Annotated in this window: 15 protein-coding genes; 5 read left to right on the top strand and 10 right to left on the bottom strand. The window is 36.3% G+C overall.

Annotated elements, in window-relative coordinates:
* Nucleotides 1–426: 426 nt before the first annotated feature.
* The 4 genes from EV201_RS01410 to EV201_RS01395 form a co-directional block, all read right to left on the bottom strand.
* Nucleotides 427–1,011 carry a Cap15 family cyclic dinucleotide receptor domain-containing protein gene (locus tag EV201_RS01410; RefSeq protein ID WP_130305617.1) on the bottom strand — a complete coding sequence of 195 codons (585 nt, stop codon included), beginning with the start codon at nt 1,009–1,011 and terminating at the stop codon, nt 427–429.
* Nucleotides 1,004–1,900 carry a nucleotidyltransferase domain-containing protein gene (locus EV201_RS01405; protein ID WP_130305616.1) on the bottom strand — a complete coding sequence of 299 codons (897 nt, stop codon included), beginning with the start codon at nt 1,898–1,900 and terminating at the stop codon, nt 1,004–1,006. Before EV201_RS01405 ends, EV201_RS01410 begins: the two co-directional genes overlap by 8 nt.
* A gap of 469 nt (nt 1,901–2,369) precedes the next feature.
* Nucleotides 2,370–3,545 (bottom strand): M12 family metallopeptidase, encoded by a 1,176-nt coding sequence (locus tag EV201_RS01400; RefSeq protein WP_165389556.1) that lies wholly within the window; start codon nt 3,543–3,545, stop codon nt 2,370–2,372.
* Between the two features lie 269 nt (nt 3,546–3,814).
* On the bottom strand, nt 3,815–4,543 hold the full coding sequence (locus EV201_RS01395; protein ID WP_130305614.1) for a DUF6261 family protein: 729 nt from the start codon (nt 4,541–4,543) through the stop codon (nt 3,815–3,817).
* A 996-nt stretch (nt 4,544–5,539) separates the two neighbouring features.
* On the opposite strand from EV201_RS01395, the gene EV201_RS01390 reads away from it, so the two are divergent.
* Nucleotides 5,540–6,202: a B3/B4 domain-containing protein gene (locus EV201_RS01390; protein WP_130305613.1), complete on the top strand. Its 663-nt coding sequence runs from the start codon at nt 5,540–5,542 to the stop codon at nt 6,200–6,202.
* 344 nt (nt 6,203–6,546) lie between these two features.
* On the opposite strand, the gene EV201_RS01385 is transcribed toward EV201_RS01390, so the two are convergent.
* Nucleotides 6,547–7,329: an amidohydrolase gene (locus tag EV201_RS01385; RefSeq protein ID WP_130305612.1), complete on the bottom strand. Its 783-nt coding sequence runs from the start codon at nt 7,327–7,329 to the stop codon at nt 6,547–6,549.
* A 36-nt stretch (nt 7,330–7,365) separates the two neighbouring features.
* A complete protein-coding gene (locus EV201_RS01380) occupies nt 7,366–7,914 on the bottom strand; it encodes a lysophospholipid acyltransferase family protein (RefSeq protein WP_130305611.1) in 549 nt (182 codons plus the stop codon).
* 162 nt (nt 7,915–8,076) lie between these two features.
* Here EV201_RS01380 and nadA point away from each other — a divergent pair, with 162 nt between their 5' ends.
* From nadA to EV201_RS01360, 4 genes are all read left to right on the top strand, one after another.
* Nucleotides 8,077–9,003: a quinolinate synthase NadA gene (gene nadA, locus EV201_RS01375; protein ID WP_130305610.1), complete on the top strand. Its 927-nt coding sequence runs from the start codon at nt 8,077–8,079 to the stop codon at nt 9,001–9,003.
* 168 nt (nt 9,004–9,171) lie between these two features.
* Entirely contained in the window at nt 9,172–9,987 is an 816-nt protein-coding gene (locus EV201_RS01370) for a mechanosensitive ion channel family protein (protein WP_130305609.1), read from the top strand.
* A gap of 208 nt (nt 9,988–10,195) precedes the next feature.
* On the top strand, nt 10,196–11,494 hold the full coding sequence (locus EV201_RS01365) for a cobyrinic acid a,c-diamide synthase CobB (RefSeq protein WP_130305608.1): 1,299 nt from the start codon (nt 10,196–10,198) through the stop codon (nt 11,492–11,494).
* A gap of 33 nt (nt 11,495–11,527) precedes the next feature.
* Nucleotides 11,528–12,133 (top strand): flavin reductase family protein, encoded by a 606-nt coding sequence (locus EV201_RS01360; RefSeq protein WP_130305607.1) that lies wholly within the window; start codon nt 11,528–11,530, stop codon nt 12,131–12,133.
* 25 nt (nt 12,134–12,158) lie between these two features.
* On the opposite strand, the gene EV201_RS01355 is transcribed toward EV201_RS01360, so the two are convergent.
* The 4 genes from EV201_RS01355 to EV201_RS01340 all read right to left on the bottom strand — a co-directional run bounded on the left by EV201_RS01355 (nt 12,159) and on the right by EV201_RS01340 (nt 18,787).
* Nucleotides 12,159–13,175 (bottom strand): sensor histidine kinase, encoded by a 1,017-nt coding sequence (locus EV201_RS01355; protein ID WP_130305606.1) that lies wholly within the window; start codon nt 13,173–13,175, stop codon nt 12,159–12,161.
* Between the two features lies 1 nt (nt 13,176).
* On the bottom strand, nt 13,177–15,507 hold the full coding sequence (locus EV201_RS01350; RefSeq protein ID WP_130305605.1) for an ATP-binding protein: 2,331 nt from the start codon (nt 15,505–15,507) through the stop codon (nt 13,177–13,179).
* Nucleotides 15,508–15,746: 239 nt separating this feature from the next.
* Complete coding sequence (locus tag EV201_RS01345) at nt 15,747–16,208, bottom strand: DUF4293 domain-containing protein (RefSeq protein WP_130305604.1); 462 nt, start codon at nt 16,206–16,208, stop codon at nt 15,747–15,749.
* A gap of 152 nt (nt 16,209–16,360) precedes the next feature.
* Entirely contained in the window at nt 16,361–18,787 is a 2,427-nt protein-coding gene (locus EV201_RS01340; protein ID WP_130305603.1) for a DUF5916 domain-containing protein, read from the bottom strand.
* Between the last annotated feature and the right edge of the window lie 22 nt (nt 18,788–18,809).

The raw sequence follows: 18,809 nt of genomic DNA, 5'->3' as shown, positions 1-18,809 counted from the left end.
GCTAAGTTTTTTAATTTAATCATTTTATATAAATATTTGGTTTACACCGATACTATAGGACTGTCGGCGTTTCAGTCTTTAAAATTTATTTGGATATCAATTTGAACGTCCAGTTAAATGTAATAAAAAAATACAATTGTTAAATAGATATTGAGTAAAATTTTAGCTTGTTGGTAGTTAAAGTATGAGCTTGAGTAAATGATATAAAAAAGGCTCACATGCAATGCGAGCCTTTCCCCACTACCGAACGATTTTATCGTGTGGTTTTTATCTTATATCAAGGAACGCGATAGAATCGCGCACCAGCGGGGCAAAGTAGGCGATTGCGGGCTCCAAACCTATCAAACCGAGATGAAGTTGAAGCGGGCTACAACCGTTGAATTCACTACTATCTCGCCTATTTTGTATATACATTGTTGTAGCACGTTATTCTTCCTTTTCAATTTCAATTTCTCCAGTAGATTCTCTTGATGTCCAGTATTCCCCAGTCATATTCTTTACTGGATATTCATTAAATCTAAGCAAAGTGGTTCCATAATGAATTTGGCTTCTTTCTCTAACTGAAGGTTTCGGATAATTAGTATAAGAATAGAACAACTGGTTTATATTTCTTTCTACGTCAATATCAAATGATGCAGAATTACTAAAGCTCTCACTTTCTCCTGTTTTTAGCCTAATAGTCATATGGAAAAATGTTTGCTTAATTTCAATTTCAGTTAGAATAGGTTCATGTTTAGCGTTTTCCCAGTTAGATTTTAAATGACCTTTCCATTTTCCAGAAAGATTCGGAAATGGGACCAACCATCCATGGAACATTTTCCATTTCCACCCCCATTTTACAAAACCTAACCAAATGAAAAAGTTAATACTGATTGTGTAAGAAACATCTTTAATTGTTTTTTGAAAATCAATAGATGTCAAGTCTTGGTGAATTACGAATATTACCGCAAAAGTCATAAATGCTAAGCCTAATATTGCATAAGCATATATTTTCAAATTTAATTTAATCATTGTTATACCCTATATAATTCCATGCTTGTAAAATAAAGTCATTAGCATCTTGCCGTGTCCATTTGGAATGACCCTTAAACAAATATAAAAGTTCACTTACTTCACCCCATTCAGAACATTTTTCATCTGTCTCTGTCGCGTTGTATAAAAATATAACGCATTGTTTAATCCTCTCATACCATGAATTTGATGCATTCAAAGTCGAGTTTGGAATATTCCAAACTAAACATTCAATTAAAAACGAAGGAACTTTATCACAAATTGAATATCCTTCATCTTTCATCTCATACCTAAGTTTCTTGAAAATACGAACAGTCCGTTTAAATCTTCTTTGAGTGTTTTTATTTTTATTTATCCCATTTTCAATATGCTGCTTTGGCCAATTTTTCACAACACCTCCATTATCTGGGTAAAATTGAGTTCCAGACAGATATGCTTTGTTTTTATTGTACCTTCTTTGCTCAAAAGTTGGAACCACATCTGCTTCTACACGATAACTATTCCCTGCTATTGTTATGGCTTTATTTCCTCTATCGACATCACTTCTGCCAAATTTCTTTACCATTGCTGCTTCAACATCATTCTTAAAATCAGAGTATGTATTTGTACCTGGACCAATGTTGAAATCCTCTTTCGTCATATCATCGGGCAAGTCATAATAGAAGGTATCCATAAGCCTAACACAAATATCAATATCACTATTCAATCTTACATTAGTGTTGTTTGCGTAAGAGCCCTGTCCAAATATCTCAATATTCTTATTGGCTAAACTCGGATAATCTGCAATTGCATCTTTAATCATTTGCTCTGCATTCGAAAGTTTATTCTCTTCTGTATCACTTGGAGGATTGGTCCAGTTTGAAAATTTATTCTCCCATGTTTGCGACATACTAATCTAATTTACTTGGTTCAATTGTGCCTGTACAGTTTGTTCTAATGTGCTACAACGGTGAGTATAAGAATAGTAGCCGAATGCGTGGTGCTTTCCTGTCAAGTTACGAGAAAGTTGAAGCGGGCTACAACCCTTGAATTTACTACTATCTCGGCTATTATTTTTATACATTGTTCTCAGCTTTTATTGTTCTTAATAGTATTTAAAACTATGTACTTCTCAACTGGGATCGGGTTTATACCAATCCCTGCCTGGGTTTAACACCTCAAGCAGAGGTTACATTAGTTTAATATTGATTTAACCTAATAGAAAAAGAGCCAAAATATTTAAAAAGATTTGACTTTTAACACTGTATCCGTGCTAGATGTGATACCTCTATTGATGTTTCACTAGGAATCCGAATAACGTACTTACAAAGTTTAATTCCATATAACATTTAGTTTTAGAGGAGTTTAAAAAGTATTAATTAAAAAAGTCCACCATCATCTGGAGGTGGCATTAGAGCCATAATAAAACATTTTTCAGGAGTATGGCAAAGCGCTGTCCTTGTATGAATCTGTCCTTCTGCATCTCTAATTTTAACTCTCATATAGTGATAGTTGTAACCTCCATTTTCTTGTTTCATTAAAATCAGATCGCACTGGCTATTGGTAGAGTGTAGATTATAAAACGTATTATTGCTGCCAGAAGATCCGTACCACTCAATAACTTCTACAGGAGTAGGGGTATATTTTGTTGTAAATCCATATGTAAACCTGTAGCTATTAGAGTAGTTATTGTATTTAACAACCTTAAGTTCTATTATTGGAGGTATTGGAGGGTATAATTCATTCAAAAGGGCAATATCACCTGCTGATAATCCAGTTCTTTGTGCTGTAAATGGATTGTTGTTAAGATCTGTCATTGACCACCCTGAAGTATTGCTGTTCCAAATGCTAGGATACAACATTATAGAATTGAAATCGAAATTACCATGATCAAATCCTGAATAGTTATTAGTGTAAATCTGGTATTGGTAAATAGTGTTAGGATTGGTTCCGATGTGTTGCCAGTTTACAATAATGTGATCATTTCTATCCTGACGTGTATGTTCATGAAATACTCCTAATGCGTGCAGTAATTCATGAACAGTATTTCCCATTGTAGCCCATGAAGCAAGGCCTATTTCTTGTCTTCCACCACCTTTACCAATATCAGTAGAGTATGTTCCATTGTCTGAATGAACTATTTCGATATAATCAGGTTGAGTTGTTCGTGTTACAAAATCGATATTTGTATTAGCCTCAATGTGATTGATAGCATCTGTTACCCTTTGCTTATCAGGTAGTGATGAATTCACAACGTATGCTATTCTATTGTACTGATAGTTCCATCTGTTGCCATTTATCGCGGCACCTTTCAAAGTGTTTTGTTTGCTATGATATTTCTCTTTGTTTATTAAAATATCTCCTTCAAATACATAATGATCACCTATATCTATAACATTAGCTTTTCTTCCCAGGTATTCTATGGTTACGGGTTTTCCGTTTAAATTTTCTATAGCATATTCTACTTTTTCTTGATCGATGTTAACATCTTTGTTAACTTCTATTTCGTCTTTTTGACAACTAATCATAGCTAATACAGCCACAATAGTGAGCATTCTTTTTAAAACCATATTGATTATTAATTTAAAATTTTACAATTATTTATAACTCCTCTAAAACCTTAATTTTATTGCTAATGAAAGACAAAATGTTTATTATTAGTCCGTGTTTCCGAAATCAAACTTTTATGATAAACAGTATCCTTTTCACTTAATTGCTGAGAACGTATATATAACATCAATATTGATGTTATAGCATTTATCTGTTGTTATTCGTATTCAAGACGAAGGGCTTCACTTTCGGTGAAACCCTTAGTCGGTATTTTTTAAACCACTTCGCTGTCTACTTCCTTTGTTTTATGACGGCGTTTTACCATTTCGTTATTTCTATCGATCAGCTCGGCAATTGTTTTGGTGGTAGCCTCGTATGTGGCTGGGTTTACCTTTGCCATGGTATTCAGATACCCCACCAGGTTGGTATTGATTTCTGTGATCGCCACTTTCTTCAACATACTGGCCGAAGCCAAATCTTTCTTCAGGCTCTCACCCTCAGCCTGCTGCAAAGCCACATTTTCAAAATCTTTTTGAGCCGCATCCAAGGCTGCTATGCTTTCTTGCACCCCCTGTAAGTTTGCTATAGCAGAAAGGGCGTTGGGCTTGCTTAAATCTTTGAGTAAGGACTCAATATCTGCCGATTCTTCGGCATAATCCTCTTTCTGTATGCTCAAACCATACTGCTCTAATATACGGTCGAGCACCAGGGCAGCTTCTTTCATCCCGGCAATAGGGATATGAAGATAGCCCTCAACCAGCTTAAACAAAGCTCTGATGGCCATATCGCGCACATGGTCCTTCTCTGCCATCTGAGAATAAGCTATCAATCGCCTCAGAGCCTCAATCAGTTCCGTATTGGTCGCACTTAGCTTTTCAATCACAGGCGTTAAATAAAGATCTGAACTCCAATCATTCTTCGCAAATGCTTTTAGAATAAGGGTTAATAATGCACTAATGTCGCCATTGCGACTAGTCGTATTAATTCTCTTAATTGATGTCATAGCTCTTAATTTAAATTTAATAACTACTGATTATTTAAACTCGCATTTTTTGCTTTGTACTTTGTACGTTTGGTAAAAACTCAATTTTTCAAGCTTTATACTTTATACATTCAGTAAAAATCCCAGTTTTCAGACTTTGTACTTTGTACATTCAGTCAAAACTTAATTTTTCAAGCTTTATACTTTATACATTCAGCAAAAACCCAAATTTTCATACTTTGTACATTGTAGATTCAGTAAAAATCCAGGTTTTCGGGCTTTGTCATTCTGACATTGAACAAAAAACCATTATCTCAGGTTTTACCCATACAAACATTGAATAAATATTCAATTCCATCAATCAATATCTACCTTAATACGACCCACTTATCTTTACAATCTGTAAAAAACTTAATAAATATAACAAATTTTTAACTGAACAAAAAAATAATATACAGATTCGTTTTTGCACCTCTAATCCCTCTAGTGGACTGCGGTGAGCTTCGCTACGGTTCCCTACAGGGGACTTGAAAAAAGCCAACTCATTTAAGTCCCTTTTAGGCGTTTGGGATGAAGTGTGTAAACAAGACCTGACAGGTTAGTTTGCGTCTTGCTTATAGACCTGTCAGGTCTGTGATAAAACAAAAAGCCAACCCATCTAAGCCCCTTTAGGGCTTTGGAGTGAAGCGTGTAAACAAGACCTGACAGGTTAGTTTACGTCTTGCTTATAAACCTGTCAGGTCTGTGGTAAAACAAAAAGCCAACCCATCTAAGCTCCTTTAGGGGTTTGGGATGAAATGTGTAAACAAAAAACAGCCACTCACCTAAATGCAAGTGGCTTGGATTTTGTTTCTTTTACAAAACAAGACCTGACAGGTTAGTTTGCGTCTTGCTTATAAACCTGTCAGGTCTGTGGTAAAACAAAAAGCCAACCCATTTAAGCCCCTTTAGGGGTTTGGGGTAATATGAACATTAATTCAACGAAATTCTTAATTTTGATTCCAAATGTTAATCCATATGAATCAAACCATCTCAATAGAACCTCAATTGGCCCAATTATGCCCTTCGCTCAAGCTGGGCGTTATCGAATGTCAGGTTAAAGTAAGCACCGACAACGAAGCCCTCTGGAAAGAAATCGATGCATTTATCAGCGAAGTGGCACCACAACTCACTGCTGAAGATATTCGAAATAAAAAGACCATCTCCTCATCGAAAGACGGCTACCGCAAAGTCGGTAAAGATCCTAACAGGTATCGACTTTCGGCAGAATCCTTACTCCGTAGAATTATGAACGGAAAAGGCCTCTACAAAATCAACAATGTGGTTGATCTGCTCAATTTGGTTTCCATTCAATCGGGTTTCTCTATTGGAGGTTACAATGCCGATAAAATTGTGGGTAACATTAGGATGGGACTTGGTCAGGCAGACGAAGCTTATCAAGGCATTGGACGAGGTGATCTCAATATTGAGAATCTCCCTGTTTTTCGGGATGATATCGGCGCTTTTGGTAGTGCAACCAGCGATTCGCTACGCACACAAATCGACTTGGATTGTCAGAATTTCCTCATGGTGTTTTTCTCCTATCAGGGCGAAGCTAGTCTTGAAGAAAGTATGAGTTTTGCAGAAGAACTATTAAAAAAATACGCCGATGCTAAAGCGGTCAAAACGACTGTTGTTTAAAGTCTATATATGTCCTAATAAATTGAGACTTCGCATCGATCTAGCTCTTGATGACTAATGAGATTTGAATGAACTAAACTTCAATCGGTGGGTTTTTCTGTGTAATATTATTGAACATCGATTTAAGAGATCTTATAAACCAAATGAATGATTAGTAAAACCGGGAAGTTCCGAGCTTGCCGAGGAAATCGCCCGGCTGCACTTATCATTCAAGCAGTTTTAAGATTGAGGAAATCGCGGTTCTTGAATTTTGGGTTCTTTTGTTTCAAGACAAAAGAACAAGGAAAAAAAGCTTAAAAAATCCTGAGATTTTATCTGAATCTCAGGATATGTTTTTTCGCTTATTACAACTTAATTTCAAAATCATCGGCATCCAGATAAACAGGAAATTTCGTTCTAAAAGATTGCAAATCTTTCCAGGATAAACTGACGGTTTGAATATCATTCTTATAGTCTTCGCATTTGGCAAGCACTCGGCCACGCGCATCAAACAAGGACGAATCGCCGGCATAGTTTAAGTCCATCCCATCGGTTCCAACACGGTTCACCCCGGCCACATAAGCCTGGTTATCTATCGCGCGTGATTTCAATAGGGTATTCCAAACATCACGACGGGCATCGGGCCAATTGGCAACACAAACCAAAAGATCGTAGTCTTGCTGATTGCGGATCCAAACCGGAAAACGCAAATCGTAACACACAATGGGTCGAATGCGCCACTCGCCTATTTTTACAATACCTTTTAGCTTTCCTGCATCAAAATGCTCGTGCTCGTTCCCCATTCGAAACAAGTGTCGCTTATCGTAGGTCGAAACATCGCCCTGAGGCGAAACCGTATACATGCGATTATAAAAAGCATCCTGCTCTTTAACAATCAGGCTTCCCATGATATGAGCATTCAGAACTTCAGCTTGCTCTGTCATCCAGGTAATAGCCGTATCGGTATGTGAAGCAATTTCTTCCTTACCTGACATCATAAAACCAGAGCTAAACATTTCCGGCAAAACAATCAGATCCGTTTTATTCTTAAGGACAGAAAGCGTCTCTGTGAAATGTTGCAAATTGGCTTTCACATCACCCCAATGCAAATGGGATTGAATCAAACTAAGTCGTAAAATATCAGTCATACCACAATTGTATAAAGATTCTTTTTTAAAATAAACTTAATCACCCGTTGAAAACAAATCGGGATATTTGGGCTTTGAATTTTTGTACTTGCTTTTGATATAAGCCATATCGGCTTCCACATCTCCGGTTGGGTAAAAGGTCTCAATAAAACTCAACGTTTTGGTCTCGTAATTCAAATCCCCCAACAGGATAGGCACATTTGCTTTTAGTGCTATAAAATAAAAACCTCTTTTCCATACAGGACGCCTACTTCTTGTCCCTTCAGGAGAAAGCGATAAATAGAGTTCATCGCGTTTCGCAAACTCCTCAGCCAGCTGATCAGTCAGATTAGCCTTTTTGCTTCTGTCAATCGGAATTGCCCCCAGAGAGCGAAAGATAGGTCCCATGGGCCAAAAAAAGAATTCCTTTTTCATCAGAATGGTTGTCCTGATATCGTGAGCCAGAAAAGCCAGTTTTCCCCATACAAAATCCCAATTGGACGTGTGTGGTGCTGCAATCACAACCGCTTTTTTTTCAGTAGGAATTTCCCCCACAAATTTCCACCCCGACAAGCGAAGGAGGAATTGACTTAATTTTACTTTCATTCGTTCTGTTATAGTAAGATACAATCTACATTTTTACACTGGGTAGATTCCTCTGCAAAGTTAGTAAAATAAAGACGTCTCCTTTTTCCTGAATCCATTTTGATTTACCCGATAATTTAAAGACATTTGCATCTTAATTTCTACACTTTAAGCATAAAGATAATGGATGCAATGAGAGATAAAGTCTTAAAATTAGCAAAAGAAAAAAATGCTATCATTTTAGCACATTACTATCAAACCCCTGATATACAAGAAATAGCCGATTTCAAAGGCGATAGTTTAGCTTTGGCACAACATGCCGCTGAAACCGATGCGGATATTATATTATTTGCCGGCGTCCATTTTATGGGTGAAACGGCAAAAATCTTAAATCCCAAACGCAAGGTCCTTATTCCCGATATGAATGCGGGCTGCTCGTTAGCAGAATCCTGTCCGAGCGACGATTTTGCGAAATTTAAAGCTCAATACCCCGATCATATTGTGATCTCATACATCAACTGTTCGGCCGAAATAAAAACGCTTTCCGATGTGATTTGCACCTCAGGTAACGCCGTTCAGATTGTTGAATCGTATCCTAAGGATCAAAAAATTATATTCGCTCCGGACAAAAACCTGGGCCGTTATATCAATGAGGTTACGGGTAGAGAAATGGTCTTGTGGGATGGTTCCTGCGAAGTGCATGATATCCTTTCTTCGGAAAAAATTATGCAAATGAAAGTTGAAAACCCCGATGCCATACTAATTGCTCACCCCGAATGCCCACAACCGGTTCTGATACTTGCCGATTTTGTGGGATCGACTACAGCCATGCTGAATTACACGAAGAATTCGGATGCGAAAAAATTTATTGTCGCAACGGAAACGGGTATTCTTCACCAAATGCAAAAAGATTCGCCGGATAAAGAATTCCTGATTGTTCCTGCTGACGAAACCTGTTCGTGCAACGATTGTGCTTACATGAAACTGAATACCATGGAGAAAATATATCTGGCTCTTAAAAATGAAAAGCCAGAAATCATTTTACCCGAACAGGTTATGAATGATGCCAAAGCGCCACTTGTAAGAATGCTGGAACTGTCATCTAAATAAAACTAACAGGCTCGCAGATCATTCGAAATCACTTTTAAACGAAATTCATATTCAATTTAAGCTATCAAAAATAATTTGATATTGAATATAAAAGAATGTATTTTTATGTGACTTCGATACGACTTAACAAAATTAAGTCCCTTTTTATTCACGATAATATTTTCAACTATGAACACCGATCAAATTCTGAATCAATTAACTCAAATTGGAGTTGATTATGGTCCCAAATTACTTGGAGCAATTGCCGTATTAATTATTGGAGGTTGGATCATTAAAGGTCTGATTCGCGCTTTTAGCAAGATGATGGACAAAAGCAAGATGGACGATTCTCTGAAACCCTTTTTAAAAGGACTTGTTGGAATGTTGCTTAAAGCACTTCTATTTATTAGTGTTTTAGGAATGCTGGGTATTGAAATGACTTCCTTTATAGCGATTCTTGGAGCCGCAGGTTTAGCCGTAGGTATGGCTCTATCGGGAACCTTACAGAATTTTGCAGGTGGTGTCATCATCCTAATTTTCAAACCTTTCAAAATCGGTGATTTTATCGAGGCTCAAGGCTATATGGGTACTGTAAAAGAAATTCAAATCTTTAATACAATCGTAACCACACCTGATAACAAAACAATTATCATCCCTAACGGCGGTTTATCCACTTCTTCGCTAACCAACTATTCAGCAGAAGAAAAAAGACGAGTTGACTGGACCATTGGAATTGCTTATGGCGATGATGTTGATAAGGCCAGAGAAGTGATCAAAAGACTCTGTGATGCTGATTCTCGTATTCTGAAAGAGCCTGAAGTATTTATTGCCGTTTCGGCTTTGGCAGACAGCTCGGTAAACTTTGCTGTTAGAGCCTGGGTAAAAGCGCCTGACTATTGGGGGGTTTTCTTCGATTTAAATGAAAACGTATACAAAACATTTGGTAAGGAAGGACTTAATATTCCCTTTCCACAAATGGATGTTCATGTACACAAAGATATTTAGCCCATAGCATGCTAAACAACTAAGCCTGAAGATATTTATTCTTCAGGCTTTTTTTATGCCAAGGGTTTGCAATCAGCTCATGACTATAAAAATTGCATTCACCTGTTATTATTCTTTTAAAGAGCTTGTAGAAAAAATTCAAGCTCGTATTTTTGTAGGAGTGAATATGAAGCAAACAGTTCACTGATTATTATCTTAAGAAAAGCATATGCTCCCTCAATTTTTAATTGCAGCTCCCTCTAGTGGAACCGGCAAAACAACAATAACACAAGGTTTACTTCGCAGTCTGCGTAACAAAGGCTTAAAGGTTCAGGCTTTTAAATGCGGACCCGATTATATTGACACCAAACATCATGAATGGGCTTCCGGAAATATATCCATCAATCTGGATACATTTATGAGCAGCAAGCAGCATGTCGAAGAAATATATGCCAGATACAGTTCAGAGGCCGATGCTTCGGTTGTAGAAGGGGTTATGGGCCTGTTTGATGGCGCAAACCGTATGGAAGGGAGTTCAGCACAAATAGCCGAATTACTTGATATTCCCATTATCCTGGTTGTTAACGCAAAAGCAACAGCCTATTCTGTGGCACCATTACTTTACGGGTACAAGCATTTCTACCCCAAAATTAAAATAGCAGGAGCCATCTTCAACTTTGTCAACAGCGAGTCGCATTATCAATTCATGAAAGACGCTTGTGATGATGTGGGAGTTGAAGCTTTGGGCTACGTCCCACGAAACGAAAAGATCAACTTACCCGAAAGGCATTTAGGTTTGCAAATTTCTGCTGAGGATAATTACGAAGAGACCATCAATGCCATGGCTGAACACCTTGAGAAGACGGTTGATATTGATCGCTTATTAGAAATATGCCAGTCCGTTCGACCTGAATTCAAGCTTGAAACAACAGCAAAAACCTCAAACTTAAAAATTGGTGTTGCCAAAGACGAAGCCTTCAATTTCACCTATCACGAAAATCTGAAAGCCTTATCAGAACTGGGAGACATCACCTATTTCTCACCTCTTAAGGATACCGCTTTACCCAATGTCGATTTCATCTATCTGGCGGGGGGATATCCGGAGCTCTATCTTGAACAACTCTCCAAAAACGAGAAAATGAGACAAGCCATTTTTGATTATGCACAATCAGGAGGAAAGATTCTTGCTGAATGTGGAGGGATGATGTACCTTTCTCAAAACATTGTCGATCAAGAGGGGATAAATTATCCTATGGTTGGTTTTCTAAATCAGGATGCCAGTATGGAAAACATGAAATTGAAACTGGGCTACCGAAAAATTAAATTCGAAAATGAGATCCTTTTCGGTCATGAATTCCACTACTCACAACTCATTAATTCAAAAGAAAAAAGCGATGGAATGAATGTCTATTCAGCTCGGGATAAACAATTAGATACCCAAGTAATTAGAAAGAAGAATGTGCTTGCTTCCTATATTCATTTCTACTGGGGAGAAAACAATATTTACAACTCATTTTGGAACAAATAACCATAGGCTAAACGGCCTAACAATTCAAGTATTATGGGAAAACAAAACTGGAAACCAGGAACAATGGTCTACCCCTTACCTGCCGTAATGGTCAGCTGTGGTGCAAGTCAAGAAGATTACAATATCATCACAATTGCCTGGACAGGTACAGTCTGTAGTGATCCTGCTATGTGTTACATTTCAGTTAGACCTAATCGTCATTCATATGACATCATTAAAAAACATGGTGAATTTGTCATCAATCTCACAACTAAAGATTTGGCCTTTGCTACAGATTGGTGTGGGGTGAAATCCGGTAAAGATTTTAATAAGTTTGAGGAAATGAACCTAACACCGGGCGAATCGAAGATGCTACAAGCACCCATTATTGAAGAATCGCCTCTATCCATTGAATGCAAAGTGAAACAAATCGTTGAACTTGGATCGCACGACATGTTTATAGCTGAAGTTGTAAACGTACAAGCTGATGAAAAGTATATCGATCCTGAAAGTGGCCGGTTCCGTTTGGATAAGGCACAGCCTCTCGCCTATTCTCACGGTCATTATTATGAGTTAGGAAAACTGATTGGACGATTTGGTTACTCAGTTATGAAGAAAAAGACGAAAAAGAAATTGGCAAAAAAAAATAACAAAAAATAAAATACTTCAACTTGTGGCACAAAATTTAACACGCTTCAAATTCTTGTGTCACAAGTTCTCCTTTCTTTTCCAGGTTCGGTAAAATAAGAGAGATACAGGTGCCTTTACCAACTTCCGACTCTATTTTCACTTCTCCTTGTAATAAGAAAGATAATTCCTGACATAAGGTTAATCCGATTCCGACTCCCCCATATGACTTTTTGCTGGTCATATCAGACTGAATAAATGGCTCCATTACACTAAGCACCTTCTCTTTGTCAATGCCAATTCCAGTATCTTTTACATAGATTGAAACAGAATCCTTGTTCTCCTCAAATCCCAGTTCAATCTTTCCCTCTTGTGTAAATTTGATTGCATTACTCAAAAAATGAGTGATAATTTGTTTTACCCGAAATCGATCAGATTTAATCAGAAAAGGTTTATCATTGGGTAAATTCAAATCAAAATCTAAATTTTTAGAGCTGTTCATCTCAAGTTCAAACTTGTATATCGGGTACAATTCATGAAGCAGACTCACAATACAAAAATCTTTATTATCAACATGAGTTAAGTTCGATTCTAACTTGGAGATTTCAATCAGGTCGTTTAGAATCGCTAATAACTGATTGCTTCCCTCGTTTATATAATCGATATACTCATCCCTTTCGGTAGTTTCGACTCTTGGGTTCTTGAGAAGTTCAGAAAAGCCAAGTATTGAATTTAATGGCGTACGCAATTCATGTGAAATATTCGATAAAAATGCTGATTTTAACCTATCAGATTCCCTGGATTTAATAATCGCTTCTTTGAGTTCTTCTTGTAATTGAATTTCATTTTTTCTATCGTTCTTAATCAAAATATGAATCAGAAGTCCCGTCATAATAACAAAAAACCAGCCCTTATAGGTTTGTATCTGAGTAAGCAAATCTGCATCAAAGTTGAATAACAATAATATTTCGTCAGAGGCAATAATCCAAAAAGCACCCAAAAAAATATAAATAGCAGCAACTCTGTTTTCAACTTTTAAGTTTGATAAATTAATTTTATTAAAGAAATGATTCATATTAGTTCAAAGCTATTAATGGCAAGTCGAAATAAACACGGGTTCCTTTATTTAATTCGCTCTCGATACGTATAGTTCCCTTATTCTTTTCAATTAGATCTTTAACAATGATAAGACCTAAGCCTGTTCCTGATTCCTTATTCGTTCCTTTTTGCTGTATTTTCTTATCGATATTAAACAGATACTGAATATCTTCATTTTTGATTCCAATTCCATTATCCTGAACAAGGACTTCAACCCTGTTATTTTTTATTTCAGCAAAAACATCAACACATCCACCTTTATGAGTGAATTTAATGGCATTGTTAATTAGATTCAAAATTACTGTTTTAATCATATTCTCATCACCAAAAGCCTTAAAATTAGAAGAAATATGATTTTTTAATTCAATTCCTTTTGCTTTTGCAATGTTAATCAAGGTTTGCAAAACGGAGTCCGTTATAACTTTCAGATCAATTGTTTCGGGATTCCACGATACACCTCCAATTTGAATACGCCCCCATCTTAATAGATTATCCAGAAGTTCATTCATATCCTGAGCAGACTCATAACAGTTACTCATAAATACTGTTCTTTCTTCATCAGAAAAAATCTCTGGATTTTTAGTTATAATTTCCAAAAGCCCCAGGATAGATGACAGTGGTCCTTTCAGATCGTGAGATATAATGGAGAAAAATTGATCTTTTGTTTCATTTGATTCTTTCAATTCCACGGTTCGTTTCTCGAGTTTTGCCCTGTTTTCAACAATCTCACTCACATCGTCAATCACCCAAATATTAGCATCCTCGATATGAGAATAAAGCATTTCGCTAATGTAAATTTTAGTCCAAAGAATACTTTCATCGATTCGCTTCAAAGGAATTTCATTCCGGATAAAAGCCTTGCTCCCTTCGAGTTGGTGATATTCGTTCATTAAAATATCATAATTGCTTTTATTTAAAAAGGCCGATACAATATTCTTACCCAATAAATCACCTTTTTCGCATCCCAAAATCTCAGAGATACGGTTATTCTGATCAATTATCTTCCCTTCTCCATCAGTAACAACAATCCCAACAAGAGAATTATTCAATATCGCTTTCAAGCGGAGATAAGCCAAGTTGGTAAGCTCCTCCTGTTTTGTAATTTCAACATTCTTTCTGTTCAGCTCTTCATTTGCTTCAAGCAGTTCTCTGGAACGTTCTTCAACTTCCTGATCCAACTCTAAATTTCGTTTTTCCAGAAATTTTTTCTGGCGATATTTTAATACCGAATAAACGACCAGCAGAAGAATGAGAACAAGTCCTATTCGCAAGCTGTTCTTAAACAAGGTGAGATTCTTCTCAAAAAAAGTTTTTTCCCTGTTGATTACTATCGATTTATCCGGCAAAAGATCTTTGTCGATGTTAAATTTTGACAACAGAGACTGATCAAACTTAATACGCACTGCCGATTTTTCAAATACAGGAATAATACCCGGATTTGCGCCTTTCACAACAGATAGTGCCAATTCTCCGGCAAGTTTCCCTTGCATGTAACCACTGGTTATATACCCACCAACAATTCCTTTTCCCAAATAAAAATCCCACGATCCATAAATGGGTACGGGGCTCGCCTCACTCAACAGCCTAACAACATCATTAAAAGAATAATAATTTCCATCCGCATCCATTGTAAACGGAGCCAAATATACCATCCAATCATCATCTAAATGTTTAACCTTTTCCAAAATAGCCTTCATGCTACTGCTATCAGAATATTCAATAAGCATCTCTCTCCGCAATTTGGGTAAGGCTTTCATAATAATAGCCTTATTGGCCAAACCCGTTACGGTTCTGTCATTAATAATTAAAATCTTTCTGTTGGGATGCAATTTGTGCATAAGCATTAAAGTGGAGTCAATAGCAGCATACTCTACGATTCCTGTAACCTGTTTTTCTCCATTCAGTAATTCCGGTTTATAATTGTTTATACCACAAAAAATTATCGGGATATTCTTGAAAAATTTGGGTCGGTTTTTAATTACAAAATTCAGTGCATTATTATCTGATACAATAATGACATCACAAATGACCTTAGAACATAACAACTCATATTTATGCTCAAAAGATTTAATAAATATGGGATCAACAAAACGTTTCGAATCTAAATATTCATAAAACGTTTCAATATCGTTCGCAAAGGGAGACAAAACAGACTCAATCCCTTCAGAAATACTATCCGTCCATACAAAGCCCTGGTGATATGAATGTATAACTAAGATATGCTTCTTATTCTCACTCAAAGGAGTCATTGAAAAAACAGCAAAGCTGCTGTTTATTAAAAGAATCAAACTAAACAATAGATACCGCATATTGAAAAATTTTCTGAAAATTAAAAGCTAATAGTATGATTATAGAATTTACAAATAAATAATGTTTTTTTACTACTAAAATGATTCAATTCGGATAGAATGACACTCAAATTACACGAAATAAAGCTTGAAAGGTATTAGTAACTACTATTTTAAAACTATTGGGCACAAAAAAAGCCTACATCATGTAGGCTTTATCTGTATCATTTAATACAAATGATATTATTTTATAATAAAGCTTATCGAATTCGATCCATCGAACGAATCATAGCTTCATCTTTTCCAATATGACGAATTGCCAGGTAAGATAGAACAACACCCACCAATGGAAAAGCATTAATAATGCTATAATTTGCAATGGCATTCATTTCCTCAACCTGCGAGTTTATACTGTAATAAACCAAGCCCATCATACCCAGCATGCAAAAAATATTAAAAACCGTTAATCGAATCTGACGAATACGCTTTTTATAGGAAAAAATTGTAACCAGGACATTTAAAACAATAATTGTCAATAGAATTGCAACAGGATAAGCTTTAAAAAGCATCGGTTCTCCTTCAATTACCGAAGGAATACCTCTGTATATAAATGAGTAGGAAATATTTGCCGGATCGATTAATTCTGCCAAAGGGAAAAAGAACATCAATGAGATTAAGATTAAAACTCCCAATAGGAATAAGGTTTGAATTCTTTGAATCATAATTTTATAAAGATTGAATATTAATACATTTTCAGGATTAGCTTTTCTTCGTGTAAAGCTTTCTTAGCACAAATTTAATCTTAAAAATAAGAGCAGCAAACTTTCGCCCACTGCTCTTAGAGTTCAGTTTATAAACAACTAAACGATCGCAATCATCCTTTCTTTTTTAAAGACATGTAATCAATATAATACAAGAGTTTTAGTGATAATGAATTAAATCGGGTTGCATCAAACGTATTTTTGAGATTATTAACAAAACGATGTGCAATTTTATCTTTTTCATCCGCAATAGAGTGTTTCCAAACTAAAGCGAGTTCACTCCCCGGAGCAAATCGCCAGGAGTAGACCATATCAACATTAAAGGCATTAAAGTTTATATCATGATTATCGGTATAAGACGTTGACTGCAAACGCCCACTATCAAGTAATTTCCCAAAACTTTTATATTCTGCCTTTGCCCAATAATGGCGAGCTCTAAAACTCAACGACATCTTGTTGTTGAATATATAATTTGCAGTGATTCGATTCTCAAGATAAGTTGTATTTCGCCTACCGATATATACATTGGTTATACCATCTACTTCTTCGTCATTCACATAGCCCATATCGTCTAACTGTCTATCCCATTTCATTCGGTATCTCATCGAGAACTTATCATTAAATCGATAACGAGGATTGATAGTCAGCGAAAACACTCTCAGATTATCTGTTGAAAAACGTTTCCCGTATTCTGCTTGAATATCAAAAGCAAACTCTTTTCTATAATCGGAAGAAAACCATAGACCCGCAAAAGCCGACGATCCTTTTCTCAATTTCATTCCCTCAACACGTGGTTCATAAAAATCATATTCGTGCATTGGGCGAATATTACCATAAATACCCAAAGAATTATAGGATTTTAACTTGACTCTTGAGTTGTAATAAATCGTAAATCGTGAATATCGGGCCGGAGAGTACTGTGTCTCGTGGCTAAGAGTCAGGTTATTGTGTTGAGCAAGTATCCCTCCTTTAGGTTTATAAATGTGGTAACCCAATCCGAAATTATTTTTTATAATGTTATTCCGACTTAAATACCCCATATCATTCGGGTTATACTTATCCGATATCATCTCATTAACAAAACTCCAATTAAATTTCCCACTTATCTTACCCAAAACAATCTGATGATGATGGCCAATTTGAGCATCCTCCCCTTTTTCATAACATTGTGACACTAAAGCCTTACCTTTAACTTGATACGTTCTTGAATTATTCTTAAACAAGAATTCGGTACCACTTACATTGGCAATATAATCTTCGTTCGGAACAGTTACATTCGTATTAAACATGGACACATACGATTCGTTCTTCAAACTTTGATCAAAAACCAGCATGTTATAATTTGCAAAAGCCTGAGTCTTAAATTTCCGTTTCGAGCCTGTTAGTGTATCTTTTATCTCTGCATATGTATTTCGAACCATCGAATTTAAAAAACCGATTCCAAGCCCCTTGGAGGTTCTTCCGGATATCTTCGTTGAATTAATTATTTTGGCTTCAATAGGGTTTTCAACAATTATTTCATCGTTCTCTAAGTCATCTTCAACATCATAAAGATATTTAGGCGTTCCTCCTATTCGTTTCGAATAGAAAATATCGCCCCGATTAAACAGTTCTGTTGCTTCAGTAAAAAATTGTCTTTTCTCATCAAATTTCGTTTCATAGGGCGAGAGATTCAGAATTTGATCATCAGACTGCACTTGTCCAAAATCAGGAATCAGCATCATATCAAGCGTAAAACTTTCATTAAGTCCATATTTCAAGTCAAGTCCTCCCCTATAGTTTGTCTCAAACGACGATTTATCTGATGATTTATCGACATAAACAGAAAAATAGGGCGAGAATGAAAGTCGTGTAGGTGGTTTAATATTTTCGATCCCCTTCAATACGCCCGCCTGATTAACCCAACCGGATACTTCCTTATCGACAAAATTCCAGCAAACTTTTTCCTTTTCACGTTGAATATTTCGGATGATATTAATTCCCCATTCCTGTACATCTTTTTTAGGAAAACGAAGAGCCGAGTAAGGAATCTCAAATTCTGCACTCCAGCCATTCTTACCAATATGAGCCCCACTTTTCCAAACACCATCCCAATTGTTATCTTCTCTATTTTTAACAACTTTAGCATCAATCTGAACTCCCATTGGTGTTATAATAAATTCAAAAGCATCTAAACCATTATTGAACGGATCGATTAACAGAAGTATGAAATCACTGTTATTGATGTTATCACGCATACTCAGTTCCTTCAATATTTTATCAGGTTGATCATCATACATCATAACCCCTACAATAAGTGAATTATCAGTATAAACAAACTTGGCTTCTGTTTTAAAGTTTGAAGGCATGCCATTATCCGGATCCAGTTGAACGAATTCTTTCGCTACAGGTATATTTTCCCACACCGCATCATCCAGGATGCCATCAATTTTGGGATTTTGACTTACACGTTGGGCTTTAATTTCTTTCTTTGATAGTGCTTGCACCGGTTGATAAAAACAAATAAACAGTGCTATAGCTAGCAGGCATAGTCTAATCATGGTCAGTTTAGGTTTTCTATGG

It is taken from the genome of Ancylomarina subtilis, assembly GCF_004217115.1.
GTDB lineage: Bacteria > Bacteroidota > Bacteroidia > Bacteroidales > Marinifilaceae > Ancylomarina > Ancylomarina subtilis.
The sequence above is the reverse complement of the archived record's forward strand: the minus strand, read 5'-3'. Positions and strand labels throughout refer to the sequence as shown.

Excerpts from the sequence above, each read along its gene's own strand:
- EV201_RS01360 (WP_130305607.1), top strand. The coding sequence starts at position 11,528 with ATGGGAAAACAAAACTGGAAACCAGGAACAATGGTCTACCCCTTACCT.
- EV201_RS01350 (WP_130305605.1), bottom strand. The coding sequence starts at position 15,507 with ATGCGGTATCTATTGTTTAGTTTGATTCTTTTAATAAACAGCAGCTTT.
- nadA (WP_130305610.1), top strand. The coding sequence starts at position 8,077 with ATGGATGCAATGAGAGATAAAGTCTTAAAATTAGCAAAAGAAAAAAAT.
- EV201_RS01395 (WP_130305614.1), bottom strand. The coding sequence starts at position 4,543 with ATGACATCAATTAAGAGAATTAATACGACTAGTCGCAATGGCGACATT.
- EV201_RS01400 (WP_165389556.1), bottom strand. The coding sequence starts at position 3,545 with ATGCTCACTATTGTGGCTGTATTAGCTATGATTAGTTGTCAAAAAGAC.
- EV201_RS01345 (WP_130305604.1), bottom strand. The coding sequence starts at position 16,208 with ATGATTCAAAGAATTCAAACCTTATTCCTATTGGGAGTTTTAATCTTA.
- EV201_RS01385 (WP_130305612.1), bottom strand. The coding sequence starts at position 7,329 with ATGACTGATATTTTACGACTTAGTTTGATTCAATCCCATTTGCATTGG.
- EV201_RS01355 (WP_130305606.1), bottom strand. The coding sequence starts at position 13,175 with ATGAATCATTTCTTTAATAAAATTAATTTATCAAACTTAAAAGTTGAA.
- EV201_RS01405 (WP_130305616.1), bottom strand. The coding sequence starts at position 1,900 with ATGTCGCAAACATGGGAGAATAAATTTTCAAACTGGACCAATCCTCCA.
- EV201_RS01380 (WP_130305611.1), bottom strand. The coding sequence starts at position 7,914 with ATGAAAGTAAAATTAAGTCAATTCCTCCTTCGCTTGTCGGGGTGGAAA.
- EV201_RS01340 (WP_130305603.1), bottom strand. The coding sequence starts at position 18,787 with ATGATTAGACTATGCCTGCTAGCTATAGCACTGTTTATTTGTTTTTAT.
- EV201_RS01370 (WP_130305609.1), top strand. The coding sequence starts at position 9,172 with ATGAACACCGATCAAATTCTGAATCAATTAACTCAAATTGGAGTTGAT.
- EV201_RS01365 (WP_130305608.1), top strand. The coding sequence starts at position 10,196 with ATGCTCCCTCAATTTTTAATTGCAGCTCCCTCTAGTGGAACCGGCAAA.
- EV201_RS01390 (WP_130305613.1), top strand. The coding sequence starts at position 5,540 with ATGAATCAAACCATCTCAATAGAACCTCAATTGGCCCAATTATGCCCT.
- EV201_RS01410 (WP_130305617.1), bottom strand. The coding sequence starts at position 1,011 with ATGATTAAATTAAATTTGAAAATATATGCTTATGCAATATTAGGCTTA.